This window comes from Streptomyces sp. NPDC030021, assembly GCF_055574035.1.
In genome coordinates, this window is the sequence record NZ_JBVIAH010000011.1 from 1 (window position 1) to 16,446 (window position 16,446).

18 protein-coding genes are annotated in these 16,446 nt (G+C 73.1%); 9 read left to right on the forward strand and 9 right to left on the reverse strand.

Annotated elements, in window-relative coordinates; genetic code table 11:
• Positions 1 to 215 precede the first annotated feature (215 nt).
• Positions 216 to 557: a DUF5713 family protein gene (locus ACZ4YL_RS21950; RefSeq protein WP_468118599.1), complete on the forward strand. Its 342-nt coding sequence runs from the start codon at positions 216 to 218 to the stop codon at positions 555 to 557.
• A gap of 1,116 nt (positions 558 to 1,673) precedes the next feature.
• On the opposite strand, the gene ACZ4YL_RS21955 is transcribed toward ACZ4YL_RS21950, so the two are convergent.
• Together ACZ4YL_RS21955 and ACZ4YL_RS21960 are read right to left on the reverse strand one after the other, a co-directional pair.
• Positions 1,674 to 2,048 (reverse strand): VOC family protein, encoded by a 375-nt coding sequence (locus tag ACZ4YL_RS21955; protein WP_468118601.1) that lies wholly within the window; start codon positions 2,046 to 2,048, stop codon positions 1,674 to 1,676.
• A gap of 74 nt (positions 2,049 to 2,122) precedes the next feature.
• Entirely contained in the window at positions 2,123 to 2,620 is a 498-nt protein-coding gene (locus tag ACZ4YL_RS21960; protein WP_468118603.1) for a hypothetical protein, read from the reverse strand.
• A gap of 434 nt (positions 2,621 to 3,054) precedes the next feature.
• Between ACZ4YL_RS21960 and ACZ4YL_RS21965 the strand changes: the two genes are divergently transcribed.
• The gene (locus ACZ4YL_RS21965) at positions 3,055 to 3,414 is read left to right on the forward strand and encodes a hypothetical protein (RefSeq protein ID WP_468118604.1); all 360 of its coding nucleotides are present in this window, start codon (positions 3,055 to 3,057) and stop codon (positions 3,412 to 3,414) included.
• Between the two features lie 23 nt (positions 3,415 to 3,437).
• Here ACZ4YL_RS21965 and ACZ4YL_RS21970 read toward each other — a convergent pair whose 3' ends face one another.
• The 3 genes from ACZ4YL_RS21970 to ACZ4YL_RS21980 all read right to left on the reverse strand — a co-directional run bounded on the left by ACZ4YL_RS21970 (position 3,438) and on the right by ACZ4YL_RS21980 (position 6,061).
• Entirely contained in the window at positions 3,438 to 3,740 is a 303-nt protein-coding gene (locus ACZ4YL_RS21970; RefSeq protein WP_468118605.1) for a hypothetical protein, read from the reverse strand.
• The gene (locus ACZ4YL_RS21975; RefSeq protein WP_468118606.1) at positions 3,671 to 4,843 is read right to left on the reverse strand and encodes an alpha/beta hydrolase family protein; all 1,173 of its coding nucleotides are present in this window, start codon (positions 4,841 to 4,843) and stop codon (positions 3,671 to 3,673) included. The genes ACZ4YL_RS21970 and ACZ4YL_RS21975 overlap by 70 nt, the downstream gene beginning before the upstream one ends.
• Positions 4,844 to 5,407: 564 nt before the next feature.
• A complete protein-coding gene (locus ACZ4YL_RS21980) occupies positions 5,408 to 6,061 on the reverse strand; it encodes a TetR/AcrR family transcriptional regulator (RefSeq protein ID WP_468118607.1) in 654 nt (217 codons plus the stop codon).
• A 97-nt stretch (positions 6,062 to 6,158) separates the two neighbouring features.
• Here ACZ4YL_RS21980 and ACZ4YL_RS21985 point away from each other — a divergent pair, with 97 nt between their 5' ends.
• Together ACZ4YL_RS21985 and ACZ4YL_RS21990 are read left to right on the forward strand one after the other, a co-directional pair.
• Positions 6,159 to 7,367 carry an FAD-dependent monooxygenase gene (locus ACZ4YL_RS21985; RefSeq protein WP_468118609.1) on the forward strand — a complete coding sequence of 403 codons (1,209 nt, stop codon included), beginning with the start codon at positions 6,159 to 6,161 and terminating at the stop codon, positions 7,365 to 7,367.
• Between the two features lie 39 nt (positions 7,368 to 7,406).
• A complete protein-coding gene (locus tag ACZ4YL_RS21990; protein ID WP_468118611.1) occupies positions 7,407 to 7,856 on the forward strand; it encodes a nitroreductase family deazaflavin-dependent oxidoreductase in 450 nt (149 codons plus the stop codon).
• A gap of 108 nt (positions 7,857 to 7,964) precedes the next feature.
• On the opposite strand, the gene ACZ4YL_RS21995 is transcribed toward ACZ4YL_RS21990, so the two are convergent.
• The gene (locus tag ACZ4YL_RS21995) at positions 7,965 to 8,372 is read right to left on the reverse strand and encodes a PPOX class F420-dependent oxidoreductase (protein WP_468118613.1); all 408 of its coding nucleotides are present in this window, start codon (positions 8,370 to 8,372) and stop codon (positions 7,965 to 7,967) included.
• A 237-nt stretch (positions 8,373 to 8,609) separates the two neighbouring features.
• On the opposite strand from ACZ4YL_RS21995, the gene ACZ4YL_RS22000 reads away from it, so the two are divergent.
• Entirely contained in the window at positions 8,610 to 9,059 is a 450-nt protein-coding gene (locus tag ACZ4YL_RS22000) for a hypothetical protein (protein WP_266485924.1), read from the forward strand.
• 10 nt (positions 9,060 to 9,069) lie between these two features.
• On the opposite strand, the gene ACZ4YL_RS22005 is transcribed toward ACZ4YL_RS22000, so the two are convergent.
• From ACZ4YL_RS22005 to ACZ4YL_RS22015, 3 genes are read right to left on the reverse strand one after another with little or no spacing between them, the layout of a single operon-like run.
• The gene (locus ACZ4YL_RS22005; protein ID WP_468118615.1) at positions 9,070 to 10,644 is read right to left on the reverse strand and encodes a phytoene desaturase family protein; all 1,575 of its coding nucleotides are present in this window, start codon (positions 10,642 to 10,644) and stop codon (positions 9,070 to 9,072) included.
• Positions 10,641 to 12,752, reverse strand: a complete 2,112-nt coding sequence (locus ACZ4YL_RS22010; RefSeq protein WP_468118617.1) for a serine/threonine-protein kinase — start codon at positions 12,750 to 12,752, stop codon at positions 10,641 to 10,643. The genes ACZ4YL_RS22005 and ACZ4YL_RS22010 overlap by 4 nt, the downstream gene beginning before the upstream one ends.
• 26 nt (positions 12,753 to 12,778) lie before the next feature.
• Positions 12,779 to 13,684 (reverse strand): oxygenase MpaB family protein, encoded by a 906-nt coding sequence (locus ACZ4YL_RS22015; RefSeq protein WP_468118619.1) that lies wholly within the window; start codon positions 13,682 to 13,684, stop codon positions 12,779 to 12,781.
• A gap of 232 nt (positions 13,685 to 13,916) precedes the next feature.
• Here ACZ4YL_RS22015 and ACZ4YL_RS22020 point away from each other — a divergent pair, with 232 nt between their 5' ends.
• From ACZ4YL_RS22020 to ACZ4YL_RS22035, 4 genes are all read left to right on the forward strand, one after another.
• A complete protein-coding gene (locus tag ACZ4YL_RS22020; RefSeq protein WP_468118621.1) occupies positions 13,917 to 14,912 on the forward strand; it encodes a DUF4344 domain-containing metallopeptidase in 996 nt (331 codons plus the stop codon).
• A gap of 98 nt (positions 14,913 to 15,010) precedes the next feature.
• A complete protein-coding gene (locus tag ACZ4YL_RS22025) occupies positions 15,011 to 15,403 on the forward strand; it encodes a TOBE domain-containing protein (protein ID WP_468118623.1) in 393 nt (130 codons plus the stop codon).
• 63 nt (positions 15,404 to 15,466) lie between these two features.
• Complete coding sequence (locus tag ACZ4YL_RS22030) at positions 15,467 to 16,036, forward strand: MepB family protein (RefSeq protein ID WP_468118624.1); 570 nt, start codon at positions 15,467 to 15,469, stop codon at positions 16,034 to 16,036.
• Positions 16,033 to 16,446 (forward strand): VOC family protein, encoded by a 414-nt coding sequence (locus ACZ4YL_RS22035; protein ID WP_468118626.1) that lies wholly within the window; start codon positions 16,033 to 16,035, stop codon positions 16,444 to 16,446. Before ACZ4YL_RS22030 ends, ACZ4YL_RS22035 begins: the two co-directional genes overlap by 4 nt.

Consider the following 16,446-nt stretch of genomic DNA (forward strand, 5'->3'; position numbering starts at 1 on the left):
ACCTCGACAACTGCGTGGGCTCTCGGAACACCCCGAGCATGCCCACCGATCACGCCGGCGCACCGGGCAACTCCAAGATCCCCGACAGAGTCAAGCTAGGCCCTGTCGTCAAAGTCCTGGTCATATGGGGTCTGGCGTCCATCGGGGGGCGTCGTTGTCAGTGGTGCTGTGCATGATCGGCGCGTCAGCTTTTCGCGGAGGTAGGGAAGTGTGCCATGCCGATCACAAACCAACAGGTAGCGGGACACGCGTTCCTGCGGGAGATGTACGACGACTCGTACTTCCCTGATCACGTGGTCGACGGGGGAAAGGCGATACTGCTGCGGCTGTGCGAGCGCATTGAGGCAGGGCAGCCGTCGGATCTGGAAACGCTGTATGGACTCACCCAGGCCGCGACGGAGGAGTTCAACCTGCTGGACAGGGAGTTCGTGGCGGCGGGGAGCGGGATCGAGACAGTCGCGCGCGAGTGGATCTGTGACGAGTTCTGCTTCGTCGCGTCGGCATACGGGTTCACGGACGCGGATGCGGAGGAGCTGACCGCCGGCCGGGACTGGTGAACGAGGACGAGGAGGTCACCCTCCGGTCAAAGCCATTCGTTGAGAGCTGCGATCAGGACGGTCGCCTCGTAGCGAACCACGAGCTTGTCGTACCGCGTGGCGACCGCGGCCTTCGAGCGGCCACGTGCGGACGACGACGCAGGCGGCGCCGCCGAAGTCGAGTTCGAGGCCGAGGGGCGTGGGACCGTCCTGCCTGGGTCGATGTGCCGGGTGGTGCCATCGGCCCCGGTGCCCGTCCACGCCGTGGCGGACCGGCCCGGCTTCTGGTCGACTACCGCCAGCGCCACGCGCTTGAGTGCGGGATCAGCTGCCTCAAGAGACACCGCGCCGTCACCACGCGGTAGGGCAAGCTCGTGGTCCGATACGAGGCAACCGTCCTGATCGCAGCCATCAACGAATGGCTGTGACCAGGGCCTTCAGGACTCGTAGGGGCCGCCCCGGAAGTACATGCACTTGTGCGCTCGGGGCCGGTCATCGCGCCCGTATGCGGCATCGGAGCGGTCGGCAGGTGCCGTCCGTTTGGCCAGCTCCCGCAGTGTCTCCAAGCCGGCCAGCACCTCCGAACGATTCTCCGATCTCTTCATCCACGCCGGCAGCCGAGCGAACATCGCCCTCGTCGAGTGCGCTCCGCCACGCTCTCGCAATCGCGCACCGACGTAGGCGGACAGCTCGTCGACGTGTTCCTCGTTGTAGGCCCACAAGATCTGACCGACGCAACGGGTCTGCAGCCACAGAGGCTGCTGGAAGAACGGATCCTCACTTCCACCCAGCACCACGCCGACCAGCCCGGCCCCCCGCACCTCAGGTTCCCAGCCGGCGACGGCACCGCACCCTCCACACGTCAGACGACGTGGCTGGAACAAGAGCTCGCTGAAGTACCTGAGATCAGGAAGGCCTGGCCGGGGAATCACGAGAGCGCGGCCTCCGCATCGCGGACAGACCACAAGTATCTGACCCGCGAACCGAGCCAACGGAGCCCCTGGGTCGTAGTGACGAGTGAGATCAGTGCGCGGCTCGGAATCCATGAGGACACCATCGCAGGTTCACGACATGACCCGGCGATCGGGTTCTCGAACATGCCCCACAGCTCGCTACCTGCCACTTTCGATATACGGCCTAGTGCCGGACGAGACAGAAGGGATGCCCCGCCGGGTCCGCGTAGACCCGCCAGCCGCGCCCGTCCGACCCGTCGAGCAGCGTCCCGCCGGCCGCCAGCACTTCCTCCTGCGCCCGGTCCAGGTCCGGGACGCCGAGGTCCAGGTGGAACTGCTGCGGCCGGGTGGGGTCGGGCCAGCTCGGCGGCACGTGGTCCAGGGCCTGTTGGAAGGCGAGGACCGGACCGGACGGGGTGTGGAGCGTCGCCCAGCTCTCGTCGAGCGACCAGCGCCGGTCCGGCTGGTTGACGTTCCCGCCCAGCAGGGACCGGTAGAACTCGGCGAGCGACTGCGGGTCGGGACAGTCCAGGACCACGCATTGCAGTTCAGCGATCACGATCGAATCCTAGGCCGTGCCCGCAGGGGGTGCCCTTTCGACCCGGGCCTGATCAGGCCCTGATCATGGGCTGATCAGGGCCTGACCATGGGCTGCCGGGCGGCGCCGGCCGGCCAGACGACCTCCACCGGCATCCCCTGCGCGCGAGCCGTCGCCACGGCGTCGGCCGTCCCGCCCTGCCTGCCGCCCGGCCCTCCGTCCCAGACCGCGACCAGGAGCTCGGCCCGGCCGAGCAGCAGGCGGTTGGCGGCGGCGTAGGCGGGCGCACCCGCCCTTCGGTACGGCATGACCTTCACCTCGGTGGCTGCCCGCAGGAGGCGGTCGAACGCGACGGCGTACGGTCCCTCCGGCATGCGCGCACGGTAGTCGGCCGAGGGGAGGACGGCCACCAGCCGCCCGCCCAGCGCGAGAACGGCGTCCGCGAAGACCGTGTCCGCACCCGCGGCCAGGCAGGACATTCCGGTGAGCTCCGCGGCCGGGTAGCGGGCGAGCAGCGGGAGCAGCGCGCCTGCGACCAGGGGAAGGCTCGCCCCGGTGAGGTTCGCATGGCCCGTCACCGCGATGGTCGCCATGGCACCGCTGCTCCGCATCGAGGGATCGGCATCGAGGCCGCCGGGCGGCGACGTACCCATCATGCAGAGCCGGGACGGCCCCCGGCCACGGATTTCCGGCCCGACCGACACAGCTGACAGGAGCAGACCGGTGCCCCGACAGCCCTTCTTCGACGCCCATTTCCACATCGTCGATCCGCGCTTCCCGCTGTTCGAGAACGACGGCTTCCTGCCCGGGGAGTTCACCGTCGAGCAGTACCGCGCCGGCACCCAGGGCCTGGGGTTGGTGGGCGGCGCGGTGGTGTCCGGCTCGTTCCAGCGCTTCGACCAGGGGTTTCCGCTCGATGCCCTCGACCGGTTGGGCCCCGGCTGTGTCGGGGTCACCCAGATCCCGCACGACCTACCGGACCGGCGGATCACCGAGCTCGCCGAACGGCGCGTGCGCGGTGTGCGGTGTGCGGTTCAACCTCCGGCGCGGCGGGTCGGTAGGCCTGGAGCACCTCGACCGGCTCGCCCGACGGGTCTTCGCGGTGGCCGGCCTGCACACCGACGGACTCCCCCACCTGCTGGCGCTGGTCGAGCGCGGGGTGAAGGTGAAGGCGACGGGGTTCGGCCGGGGCAAGCTCGATGTGCGTGAGACCGTCCACGCCGTGCTCGGCGTCGACCCCACCGCCCGGATGGCGGGATCGGACCTCCCTTCGACCCGGGCGCGGCGTCCCTTCGCCGACGCCGATCTCGACCTGCCGGCGGAAGCCGCCGGACCGCACGACGGCGCCGTGTTCCACGACAACGCCGTCGCGTTCCACCGCGTGTGAGACCGCGGGGCCGTCCGCGTCCGTCAGCGGTCCGGGAGCGTCTTCTGGAGCCAGTCGAAGACGACCTCGCAGTGCAGCTGCGGGGCCATGGGGGAACAGTGCAGCCGTGCGCCCTGGGCCGCCGTCAGTTTCAGGTAGTCCTTGGGCGAGGTGAGCGCGTCGTACATGCGGCGTGGCTGGCCGGGGTAGAACTGCTCGCCCTCGTAGTCCAGCACCAGGGTGGGTGCCTTGATCCGGCCGACGACATCGGTGATGGTCAACGCCTGGATCCGGGTCGCGGGGGTGTAGAAGTCGGTGAACAGCTTTCCCTGACGGGCTTCGAGCATGGGGGGATGGAGAACGGCTCGAAGCGCTTCTTCATCACGTCGGCCGCGTCCGGAGGCAGTTCGGGGACGACCTCCTTGTTCCAGATGTCGTTCGTCTCCTGCTTGTCGGGGGTGAGGATCTTCCGGATCTCGGGCGGGAAACCCAGCCACGGCTCCACGCAGCCCGGCATGGCCACCAGTGCGGCGATCCGGGTCTCGAACGCCGCCGCCCTCGGGGCGAGGTCCCCCGCCATGCTCAGACCCGTCAGGGCGATCTTGTCCGGGTCCACGTCCGAGCGGGCCGACAGCCAGTCGACGAGGGGCGTGACGGCCTTCTCCCAGGTGGGCGTGAAGACGACCTGGTCCACGAAGAGCAGCTGCCCCTGGCCCGGCCCGTCGTAGACGAGCGCGTTCCAGCCCCGGTCCAGCGCGGCGGGGACCCTGTAGGTCCACATGTCCACGTTCTGGCCGTCGCTGCCGTTGGTCAGGATCACCGTCGGGCGCGGGGTGCCGGAGGTGTCGGGGCGGAAGAACCACACCGGCAGCGGCGTGGCCCCGTAGGGCACGTTCGCCTTCACCGGGGCGGGCTCGCACAGGCCGCAGAAGGTGTCCCAGGCCCCGCGCCCCGCCTTGTACAGCTGTTCCTCGCTGCCGGGGTCGTCCGAGCCGAGGACGAAGAACAGCGCCTGACCGTAGTACTGGGCGGCGCGCAGCGCCCGGAATCGCTTGGTCTGGGCGTCGGCCGGGGCACCCGGGGGTGCCTCAAGGAGCTGGTCGCCGAGTGCGCGGAAGGTCTGCACGTACGTCTGCGCGGTCACGCCCGCGCCGTTGATCGCGTTCACCGCCGTGAGGACCTCGCCGACCTCGGCGGCGCCGGCGCCCGAGGCGCCGAGGGCGAGGAGTCCGTTGAAGTTGTACGCCGGGTCCTCGAACAGCGTCATCGCGCCCGGGGTGAGGCCGCCCGCTGCCGCGGTGGGTGGGGCGGAGCCGCTGCTGGTCGCTGCCGCCGGAGCGCCGGGGGCGCCGCCGCGGCTGCAGCCCGCCACGAGGGCGGCACCCGCCCCGGCGGTGAGCAGGGCACGACGGGTGGGACCAGGGTGCCGATCGCCGGATATGCCGTTCATGCCATCGGAACGTAGCCCCGGCGTGGCGCGGCGACCTCCCGTCCCGTCCGGCGCGGACGGGGCCGGGCGCCCGGCCGTCCCCGACCGGTCCGCGAACCGGCAGGTCACGGGCTTGCGTCCCGGCCTGTCGGCGCGGACTTCCGGACGCCGCCCGCCTTGCGCCGGCCGGGGTAAGCGGGGCCCCGACCAGCCGGGGGGGGAAGGCCGGTCGGGGCGGGCCCCGGCAGGCCGGGGGGAGGCCGGCCGGGGCGTATCGGGAGGGGCGGGGACATCAGCCCCTTCACCGCACCCGCGTATAGATGAACGGTCAACCACCCCGGGAGGTTCCCGGCCGCCCCGGCCCCGGCCCCGGCCCGCCCAGACCCCGGCACCGGGCTCGCCATCCCCTGTCGGCCCGGAACGTCCTACGCTGAAAAGCGGCGGCCGAACCGGCGAGCGGCCCGCGGCCGCCCCCGTGGGCACCTGCCCCTCCCCCACTGCGCAGGTGCCCACCACGGCTTCGCACGGCGGCGCGACGGCCCGAAGGCACCCCCGGCACCCCCGGCGCCACCGGCGCCCTTCGGGTCAGGCCGGGCGGGCGAGGACCGCGTCGAGCATCCGCCGGGTGACGGAGGTCAGTTCGGCGAGGTCCGGGGCCGGGCGGGAGCGGGCGAGGGCGCCGGCCAGCCGGTCGTAGAGGAGCCCGTCCGTCCAGGCGACCAGCAGTTCGGCGGCCTCCTCGGGCCGCTGCGCGCCGAGGGCGGCGAGGATGCCCGAGGCGCGGGCCCGGGCCCCTTGGCCCGCCCGGTGGAAGTCCGCCTCCAGTGCGGGATTGCGGGCCGCTTCGAGGCTGAGCTCGAAGCGGGCCAGCTGGCGCGCGCGGCCCACCGTCAGCCAGCGGTGCAGCAGCCCGGCCAGCGCGGCCGCGGCCGCCCCCCGGTCCGCCACCGGGGGTGCGGGCGGCCCCTCGGACGTGCGAGTGCCCCCGAGGTCACCGACATCGCCGAGGTCACCGACGTCGCCCAGGTCCAGCTCGGCCAGCCGCTGGTAGCAGGCCCCGATCAGCGCCGTCCTCGTACGGAAGTAGTACGAGGTGCTCCCGGCCGGAAGCTCCGCCGCACCGTCGACCGCGCGGTGGGTCAGGCCCCGGAGCCCGGCGGCGGCGACGAGGCCGATCGCGGTGTCGGCGATCAGCGTTCTGCGATCCGCCGCGGGCGGGCTCTTGCGAGGGGTGGACATCGCCCCACTCTACAGCTGTAGAGTGACGGCACCGGACTCTACACATGTAGAGGATCCGGCCGGAGGAGTACGCGGAAGAGGAAGCGGGGGACTCGTCATGCCGGCAGTTCAGCGTCACGCGGTCGTGGCAGGCGCGGGGATCGGCGGGCTCACCGCGGCCGTGGCCCTGCACCGCCACGGCTGGCGGGTCACCGTGTGCGAGCGGGCGGCCGGGCCGACCGCGGCCGGCGCCGGGATCGTGCTCGCCCCCAACGCCCTGCGCGCCTTCGACACCATCGGCTTCGACGTCACCCGCGCTGCGGGCCGCGCCGTCCCCGCCGCGATGGGCCTGCGCCGCCCGGACGGCCGCTGGCTCAGCCGCGCCGACACCGCTGCGCCGGCCGCCCGCTTCGGCGGCCCGCCGCTCGCCCTGCACCGCTCGGCGCTGGCCGACGCCCTGGCCGCCGCCCTCCCCGCCACGGCGATCCGCTACGGCGTCGCCGTCACCTCGGTGGACGACGCCGAGGGCTCCCCCGTGGTCCGTACCGACGCCGGCGACCTCGACGGCGCCGACCTCGTCATCGCCGCCGACGGCATCCACAGCCCGCTGCGCCGCCAGTACTTCCCGGACCACCCCGGCCTCCACCACAGCGGGGAGACCGCATGGCGCACGGTCCTGCCCGCCGCGGCGAGCCCCGCCGGGACGGCGACCGCCGAGACCTGGGGCCGCGGCGAGCGCTTCGGCGTGGTCCCGCTGGCCGACGGCCGGATCTACCTCTACGCCACCGCCGTCGTCCCCGCCGGCCACCGTCCCGCCGACGTCCGCGCCGAACTCCTGCGCCGCTACGGCACCTGGCACGACCCGATCCCGGCCCTGCTGGAGCGGATCGACCCGGCGGCCGTGCTCCAGCACGACCTCTACGACCTGGCCGCCCCGCTCCCCCGCTTCCACCACGGGCGCCTGGCCTGGCTCGGCGACGCCGCCCACGCCATGACCCCCAACCTGGGCCAGGGCGGCTGCCAGGCCGTCGAGGACGCCGCGGTCCTCGGCCATCTGCTGGCGGGCACCGGCACCGAGGGCGTCCCGGCCGCCCTCGCCGCCTACAGCGCGGCCCGCTGCGCACGCACCGACGCCATCCGCGTCCGCGCCCGCCGGGCGGGCCGGGTCGCCGCCCTCACCCACCCCCTCGCCGTGGCCGTCCGCGACCTTGCCGTCCGCGCCACCCCGGCCCGGGTCGCGAACCGGGCGATGACTGCGCTGTTCGACGGATTCACGCTCCCGGACGCAATGGGCACCGTGCCCGCGGGTGTTGCCACTCGTTGGTGAGGTTCGCTGACCGATTCGACGCGAAGGCAGGCGAGTCACATGACGACCGACATCGACTGGGACAACCCGACCGACCCCAGGGAGGGGACCTGGCAGCTGGACCACGTCAAGCAGTACGTGGGCTCGGGCGGCTCCGAGGGCCAGTACTGGAACGGCACCCAGACCCTGCTGCTGACCACCCTGGGCCGGGTGTCCGGCAGGCCCGTGCGGACCCCGCTCATCTACGGCGAGGCCGAAGGCGCCTACCTGGTCGTCGCGTCCAAGGGCGGCGACCCCGCGCACCCGCTCTGGTACCGGAACCTCACCGAGCACCCCACGGTCCGCATCCAGGTCGGCCCGAAGATCATGCAGGGCACGGCCCGTACCGCCACCCCCGAGGAACGCGCCGCGTACTGGCCGGTGATGGTCGGGCACTGGCCCGCGTACGACGAGTACCAGACCAAGACGGACCGCGAGATCCCGATCGTCGTCATCGAACCCGCCGGATGACCACGGCGGCGGCCCGGGACGTGGCCGGGCCGCACGTCGGCGGGCCGGTGCGCACACCGTCGGACGGGCCCGCGGGAGTCCTCCTCCCGCCGGCCCGTCCGGCGTGCGTCAGATCGAGCCGACGACCTTGCGCGGGGTGACGCGGACGACGACGCGCTCGGCGTCGTCCTTCGAGGCCGGGTTGAAGTCCGCGTACTCCTTGCCCGTGTACTTGCGCGACAGCGCGTTGATCAGCTCTTGGCCGCCCTCCGTGGTCAGCTCGGCGGTGCCGCGGACCTCGGCGTAGGAGTAGGGCGCGTCCGCCGGGTTGATCATGACCGTGATCCGCGGGTCCGTGCGCAGGTTCTTCTCCTTGCGGCGGCCGACCGTCGTGGAGACGAGCAGGTCGTCACCGTCCCGGGTGAGCCAGGTGATCGACAGCTGCGGGCTGCCGTCCGGCTGGATCGTGGCCACGGTCGCGAAGACCGGGCTGTCGTCGATGAGTTTCTTCAGGTCGTCGGAGAGTGCGGCGGACACGGGGCGGTTCCTTCCCTCGGCTGACTGCCGTCCCCGGGCCGACTGGCCTCGGAGGGGACCGGCAACGGACAGCCTGCAAAACCGCCGCCGTCCCGGGGGCCCGGCGGGCGGACGGGGTGCGCACGATCCACCCGTCCGGCCGAGCGATCTCGCACCGCGGCGGCCGCCTTCGGGCCGGGTCGTGGCCGCGCGGTGGCGGCTTCTACGATGGCCGGATCGACGAAGGGGCGCAGCGCAGTGGATCTCGTACCGCCGGTACCGGAGCGGAGCCATGGACCGTACACGTTGGACGCGGACGGGATCGCGGCTCTGCTGGCCCGCTACGCGTTCGGTGACGCCTGTGTCCGCCGCGTCGTCCTCGATCAGGAATTCGGTCCGCGGACGCGGGGGCGCGTCGCCCGGATCGTGATCGATGCCCGGGTCGTGGCGGAGGACCTCCGGTGGGAGCCGGTGTGCCTGGACCTGACGGGCGTACGACACCTGCGGATCGACGAGAGCCGGCACTTCTCCTGGGTCCTCTACGATCCCCCGATGTTCACTCATTTCGACGGGCTCATGCGGGTGGATCTGTGTGCCGAACGCTTCGGCCGCTCGTCCCCGCAGAACGCGCGGGAGGTCTTCGAGGGGTCGGACCTGGTCTTCGCGGCGACCGGTGGCACCTGGAGCGCCCTGCGGCCCTGGAGCTGAGCAACCCGTCCTAGTGCCCGAGTACCGCCATCGCCGCGTTGTGCCCGGGGACGCCGCTGACGCCGCCGCCGCGGACCGCGCCCGCCCCGCACAGCAGGACGTTGCGGTGGGTGGTCTCCACACCCCACCGGCCGCCCGGGTCGGCGTAGGGCCAGGACAGGTCCCGGTGGAAGATGTGGCCGCCGGGGAGCCGCAGTTCGCGCTCCAGGTCCAGCGGGGTCTTCGCCTCGATGCACGGGCGGCCGTCCGCGTCGAAGGCGAGGCAGTCGGTGAGCGGTTCGGCCAGGTGTGCGTCGAGCTGCGCGAGGGTGGCCGTCAGCAGGACCTCGCGGGCCTGCTGGTTGTCGTGTCCGAACAGCCGGGCCGGAGCGTGCAGGCCGAAGAGGGTGAGGGTCTGGTAGCCCTGCTCCACCAGTTCCGGGCCCAGGATCGTCGGGTCGGTCAGCGAGTGGCAGTAGATCTCCGAAGGCGGTACGGAGGGCAGTTCGCCGGAGGCGGCCTCCGCATAGGCCCGGGCGAGCTCGGCGTAGCCCTCGGCGATGTGGAAGGTGCCGCCGAAGGCCTCGCTCGGGTCCACCGAGGTGTCCCGGAGCCGGGGCAGTCGGCGCAGCAGCATGTTGACCTTGAGCTGGGCGCCCTCGGGTGCCGCGGCCGCAGCCGCGCCCTCCGGCGGGGTCTCGCCGAGGAGTTCGGCCAGGGCCTGCGGCGAGGCGTTCACCAGGACCGTGCGGCCGACGACCCGGCCCTCCCCGGTCGCCGTGCGGAACACCACCTCGGCCGGGGCGACCCCGTCCGTGTCGATCCGCAGCACCTCGTGGCCGGTCGCGATCTCGGCACCGGCCGCCCGGGCCGCCGCCGCGAGGGCGTCCGTCAGCGCGCCCATGCCGCCTACGGGCACGTCCCAGTCACCGGTCCCGCCGCCGATGACGTGGTAGAGGAAGCAGCGGTTCTGCGCGAGGGAGGGGTCGTGCGCGTCCGCGAAGGTGCCGATCAGCCCGTCCGTGAGGACCACCCCGCGGACCAGGTCGTCGGCGAAGTTCCGCTCCACGGCCTGCCCGAGGGGCTCCTCGAAGAGCATCCGCCAGGCGTCCTCGTCGTCGATCCGGGCCCGCAGCTCCGCCCGCGTGGGCAGGGGCTCGGTCAGGGTCGGGAACACCTTCTCTGCGACCCGCCCGGTGGTCCCGTAGAAGGCGCGCCAGCTCTCGTACTCCCGCTCCGAGCCGGTCAGCCGTGCGAAGGACTCCCGGGTGCGCTGCTCTCCGCCGCCGACGAGCAGTCCGCCGGGCCGTCCGCCCCGCTCCGTGGGCGTGTACGAGGAGATCGTGCGCCGGCGTACCGCGAACCGCAGGTCCAGGTCGCGCACGATCTTCGACGGGAGCAGGGAGACGAGGTACGAGTAGCGCGAGAGTCTGGCGTCGACGCCCACGAAGGGACGGCTGGAGATCGCCGCCCCGCCCGTGTTTCCCAGCCGCTCCAGGACCAGCACCGAGCGGCCCGCCCGGGCCAGGTACGCGGCGGCCACCAGACCGTTGTGCCCACCGCCCACGATCACGTCGTCGTACACGTCCCGCCCGAAGGTCGTCATGGCTCTTGGTAGCACACCTGGCCGAGCCGCTCCAGACAGTGTGCCTCGTCGGCGTGGGCCAGCACAGTGTCGGGATGGTCGTCGCCGAGGGCCCGTTCGCGGATGCCGGAGAGGTCCCGGTAGATGGGCAGCGCCTCGTCCCAGCGGCCCAGCCGGCCCAGACCTCCGGCCAGTTCCCGGCGGCTGACCAGGGTGTCCGGGTGTTCGGGCCCCAGCACCTCGGCGCGCAGGGCGCCCACCTGGCGCGCCTCCGCCACCGCTTCCGCCCAGCGCTCCAGGCGGCCCAGGTTGACCCCGAGGACGTGCCGGGCGCGCAGCGTCTCGGGGTCGGTGACCCCGTAGGCGCGGGTGCGGTCGCGGACCAGGCCCCGGAACAGGTCGAGGGCCTGGGCGCTGTTGCCGGTGCGGCCGAGCGCGATGCCGACCTCGTAGCGGGCGGCCAGGGTGTCGGGGTGGTCGCGGCCGAGTACCCGGTCCCGTACGACGGCGACCTCGTGGAATGCGACCAGGGCCTCCTGCCAGCGCTCCAGACGGCCGAGCGCGTACGCCGCCTCGTAGCGGGTCAGCAGGGTGTCCGCGTGCTCGGCGCCCAGGACGGCCGCCCGGTCGGCGGCGACCTGGGCGGCGGTGGCGTGGGCGTCCGCGTACCGGCCCAGCACACCCAGCGCGCAGGCCAGGTTGTGCCGGCAGCGCAGGGTGTCGGGGTGGAGCGGGCCCATGGTCCGCTCGCGGGCGACGAGCACCGCGCGGTAGACGTCGTGCGCCTCCTGGTGCCGCCCGAGCCGGCCCAGCTCGTACGCGGTCTCCTGGCGCGCCGCGAGGGTGTCGGCGTGGTCCGCGCCGAGTACCCGCGTGCGCCCCTCGGCCACGGCCGTGTACCCGGCGAGCGCCTCCTCGGGCCGGCCCGCGCGGCTGAGGGCGTACGCGCGCGCGTGACCGGCGGCGAGCGCGTCGGGGCCGCTGCCCCGCGGGCCGGCGGGGCGCGGGAATCCGTACGCGGCGGTGAGCCGCGGGTCCTCGGCGGGCGCGGGTCGGACGATGGTGGTGGTGCCGGGGTGCACCGGGGGGTATGCGCCGCGCGGGCGCGGCACCGGCGGCCCGCCCGCGGGGCGGGCGGCCGTCCAGGCTCCGGTGAGCACGGCCCATTCGCCGCTCGCCGGCCGGGCGTCGATCCCGGCCTTGCGGCCGGCGGTCATGCCGCGCGCCCACGGCGGGAGCGGGGCCTGGGCGCCGGGCAGCCCGCCCGGTCCCAGTCGTGCCTCGACGAGCCGGCGGTGCACGTGGCGGGCGTCGCCCGGCCGGTCCTCGGGGCGCTTGGCGAGCAGGTCCAGGACCACCTCGTCGAAGTATCCGGGCAGCTCGGGGCGGTGCTCGCGCAGCGGTACGGGCGCGTTGTCGCGGTGGCCGACCAGCACCGACCAGGAGTCGCCGAGGTCGAAGGGCGGGGCACCGGTGGCGATCTCGTACAGGACGCAGCCGAAGGAGTAGAGGTCGCTGCGGTGGTCGACCTCGCCGCCCGCGATCTGCTCGGGCGACATGTAGTGCGGGGTGCCCATGGCCATGCCGCCGCCGGTGAGCTTGGCGGTGAAGCCGATGTCGTGGGCGAGGCGGGCGATACCGAAGTCGCAGATCTTCACGGTGCCGTCGGTGAGCCGCATGATGTTGGCGGGCTTCAGGTCGCGGTGGACGACGCCCTGGTCATGGGTGTAGCCGAGGGCGGCGGCCATCTGCTCGGCGATGTCGACGACCACGTCGACGGGGAGCGGGCGCGCGTCGTTGTCCTCCAGGAGCTGGCTGAGGTTGCGGCCTTCGAGGAGTTCCATGACGAGGTAGAGCGGGCCGCCCGCGGCGCTGTCGTCGCCGAAGTCGTGGACGACGGTGACCCCGCGGTGCTGGAGGGACGCGGCCACGCGCGCCTCGCGCCGGAACCGCTCGCGGAGCACCTGGGTGAAGTGGGCGTCCTGCTCGGCGCCGATCGGCTTGAGGCACTTCACGGCGACCTGCCGACCCAGCGATTCGTCCCGGGCGCGCCACACCTCGCCCATGCCGCCGCGCCCGATCAGATCGAGCGACCGGTAACGGCCCTGGATCAGTCTGGACTCCGCCATGTCTTAAAGCCGCCCCCGTTTTCGCGCTACGCCCTCCCCGGCCGGTCCAGTATGGCCGCTGATGTACGCAGTGTGTACGGCGAGGGGCGGCTCCCGGGGCCCATGCGACGCATCGCTTTCAAGATGTGACCTGGAGGCAGCTGCCAGCGTAGACCTGCGGGAATGCTGCGCAGTACGCGCCCGGTGAGGCGCATGCGCCGGGTGATGCTGCGCGGGGCCGGTGCAGGTCGCCCGTACAGCTGGTGCGCCCAGCCCGGGAGGGAACCGTACGCCAGGCCGGCGATGGGCGGCCACAGCAGGTTTCGGCCACGCACGAGGAGGGCAGGGACGGGCGGGCCGCGCAGGAAGTCGTCCACGGCGAGGGCGTCGGGGCCGGCGGCGAGTTCGGGGCGGATCCGTTCGAAGTACGCGGCGAGCCCGGCGGTGTCGGCGGGGACCCCGGCCGGGTCGAGTCCGACGAGGCGGGCGCCCACGCGGTTCTCGTCGACGTAGCGGTCGGCCTGGGCGGCGGTGAGGGGGACGCCGGAGCGGCGCAGTACGTGCAGGAAGCTGTCGATCTGCGCGCAGTGGATCCACAGCAGCAGCTCGGGGTCGTCGACGGGGAAGCGTTCGCCGGTGTCCGGATCGGTGGCGGAGAGTTTGCGGTGGATCGTGCGGACGCGGAGGCCGGCGCGCTCGGCGGCCTCGGTGGTGCCGTAGGTGAGGGTGCCGACGAAGTCGGCGGTGCGCAGCAGCCGCCCCCAGGCGTCCGCCCGGAAGTCGGAGTTCTCCATGACCCCGCGGACGGCGCGCGGGTGGAGGGCCTGGAGGTAGAGCGCGCGGAGCCCGGCGATCCACATCATCGGGTCGCCGTGGCACTGCCAGGTGACGGACGACGGGCCGTACAGCCCCGGGTCGGCGCCGGGGCGCGGTCCGGCCACGGTGGTCCCCATCCCGTACCTCCCCGTCGCAGACGCCCGGCGGCTCCAGCCTACCGATCCGGGGCGGCCGTGGGCGGCCGCCAGGAGGACGAACGCCGTGCGACAACCCGCGGCCGGCTCCGTACGCGGTTCGCTGCGCGCCCCGGCTCATCGGCCGACGGTGCCCCCGAACGGGCGGCTCGACGGGCATCCGCCTCCGGACGGCCGGAGGATCGGGGCGGGAACACCTGACGGGAGCCGACCCATGATGCCGAACACCGCCGGTTGCTCGAAGAGGGCGCGCATCGTCCTGTCAGGCGTGCTGGTCCTCGCCGGGGTCGTCGTGACCGGGTGCGGCGGCGCGGCGCGCGACGCCGGGCAGGGGTCCGGAGCAGGACCTCGCCCCCCGGCGGCGCGCTCCGGCAGGGTCACCGTCGTCTACGAGGACCGAACGGTCGCACCGGCGGACCGGGAGGCCGTGGCACTGATCCGGAAATCCCGTGTGCTGGAGCGGTCGGCCGACTGGGTGAACAGAGCGCTCACCCTCCCGCACGACATGGTCGTGAAGGTCACCGCGGACGTGCCGCCCGGCGTCACCGACGCCGTCACCCAGCCCGACGGCAGGACGATCTTCATCCCGCCGTCGTTCCTGACCGCCATCGAGAAGGCCCTCGCCGACGTCGTGAAGACCGTCGAACGGCCCGCCCCGTTCCCCGCGTCCGAGTACAACACCGCCGACCTGACCGTGCTGTCGACCGAGTTCATCTTCGGCCACGAGATGGGCCACGCCCTGCAACGCCAGTTCCTCCTGGCCAACCTCGGCCTCGAAGAGGATGCGGCCGACGGCTTCGCGTCCTTCTACACCGTCAACGAGGTCGGGCCGGGCCCGTCGCTGGCCGCCGCGATCCTCTTCGACGAGATCGCCCGCAAGGAAGGCGTGCCGACCCTGGAGGGCATGTCGAGCGACCACCCCGTCACCCAGCAACGGGCCTTCAACTTCCTGTGCTACCTGGAAGGCAGCGACCCGAAGAAGTACCAGCGGTCCCTGGTCGACAGCGGCTATCTCCCGAAGACCCGCGCCCCCCTCTGCCCACAGGCGTGGGCGATGCTGGACTACGGCTGGTGGACCCAGCTCCAGCCCCACTTCAGCGGGGCGTTCAGGGCCGAGGGTGACGGGGAGCAGAAGAAGGCGCACGCGCGGCTGATCGCGGAGACGGAGGCTCTGGCGAAGCGGATCGACGAGATCCGCACCAGCCAGTGAGCCCGCCCGGCACAGGCCCGGAATCCTCCCCTGTACCCGGAAGATCCGAAAGAAGCGGCCTCGCGCGGGCCGGGGCGCCGGCGGCATAGAGTTGCGGGGTGCAGCTCTACACGATCGACGAGGCCGCCCAACTCCTCCGCGTCAGCACCGACACCGCCCGCCGCTGGGCGGACGCGGGCCGCTTCCCGACCCTGCGGGACGGCAACAAGCGGATGATCGAGGGCGTGCATCTGGCCGCCTTCTGCGTGGCGCTCGCCCAGGAGGCGGCCGAGGGCGACGGCGAGTCCGCCACCTCGGCGCGCAACGCGCTGCCCGGGATCGTGACGGCAGTGACGCTCGGCGAGGTGGCCGCCCAGGTCGAGATCCAGGCCGGCCCGCACCGCGTGGTCTCCCTGCTGACCCGCGAGGCGGTCGAGGAGCTCGGACTCGCGGTCGGTGTGCAGGCCGTCGCCCGCGTGAAGTCCACCAGCGTCCACATCGACCTCGACTGAGCGCGGTGCGGCGCGGCGGCCCTCGGGCCGCGGGCCCGGTCCGGGCCGTGACAGGGTGAGGGCATGACGACGCGCCGCGAACACCCCGCCCCACCCCACCCCCGGCCGTGGTCGGACACCGCCGCGGCCACGGCCCACGCGGACCTGGTCGCTGCGAAGGCGCTCGTCTACGACCCCTGCGGATTCATCTGCTCGCTGCCGGTTCCGGAGGCCGAGGGCGCCGATTACGCCGCGCACACCTTCACCCTGGACGGCCGCGCCGTCCGGTTCCGCGCGGCGAAGACCACCCCCACGAAGGTGGGCCAGTTCGTCACCGTCTGGAAGCGCTCCCCGGCCGGTCCCATCCAGCCGTTCGACGCCTCGGACCCGGTGGACCTCTTCGTCATCAGCACCCGCGACGGTCACCACTTCGGCCAGTTCGTCCTCCCCCTGGAGGCGCTCCGCCGGCACGGCGTCGTATCGACGGACGGCTCCGGCGGGAAGCGCGCCTTCCGCGTCTACCCGCCTTGGGTGACCACCACCAACCGCCAGGCCGGCCGCGCGCAGGAGTGGCAGCTGGACCACTTCCTGCCACTGCCCCTGACCCAGGACGGAGGCGTCGACCTGACCCGCGCCCGGGAGCTCTACACGTGAGCCGGCCGGTCAGCGGCACGCTGCATCACATCGAACTGTGGGTGCCGGACCTCGACCGTGCGATCGCCTCGCTCGGCTGGCTCCTGGAGGCCCTGGGCCACGCGCCCTACCAGCACTGGGCCGACGGCCGCAGCTGGCGGCTCGGGCCGACGTACCTGGTCGTCGAACGGTCCCCGGCCCTCACCTCCGACCGGCACGACCGCTGCCGGCCGGGCCTGAACCACCTGGCCTTCCATGTCGAGGACGAGGCCGCGGTCGAGTGCCTCGCCGAGGAGTCGATCCGCCACGGCTGGCGCCTGATGTTCCCGGACCGGCATCCGCACGCCGGCGGCCCACAGCACTACGCCGCCTACCTGGAGAACGACGACGGCTTCGAGGTCGAACTCGTCGCGATCACCGCCGCAGGCTGA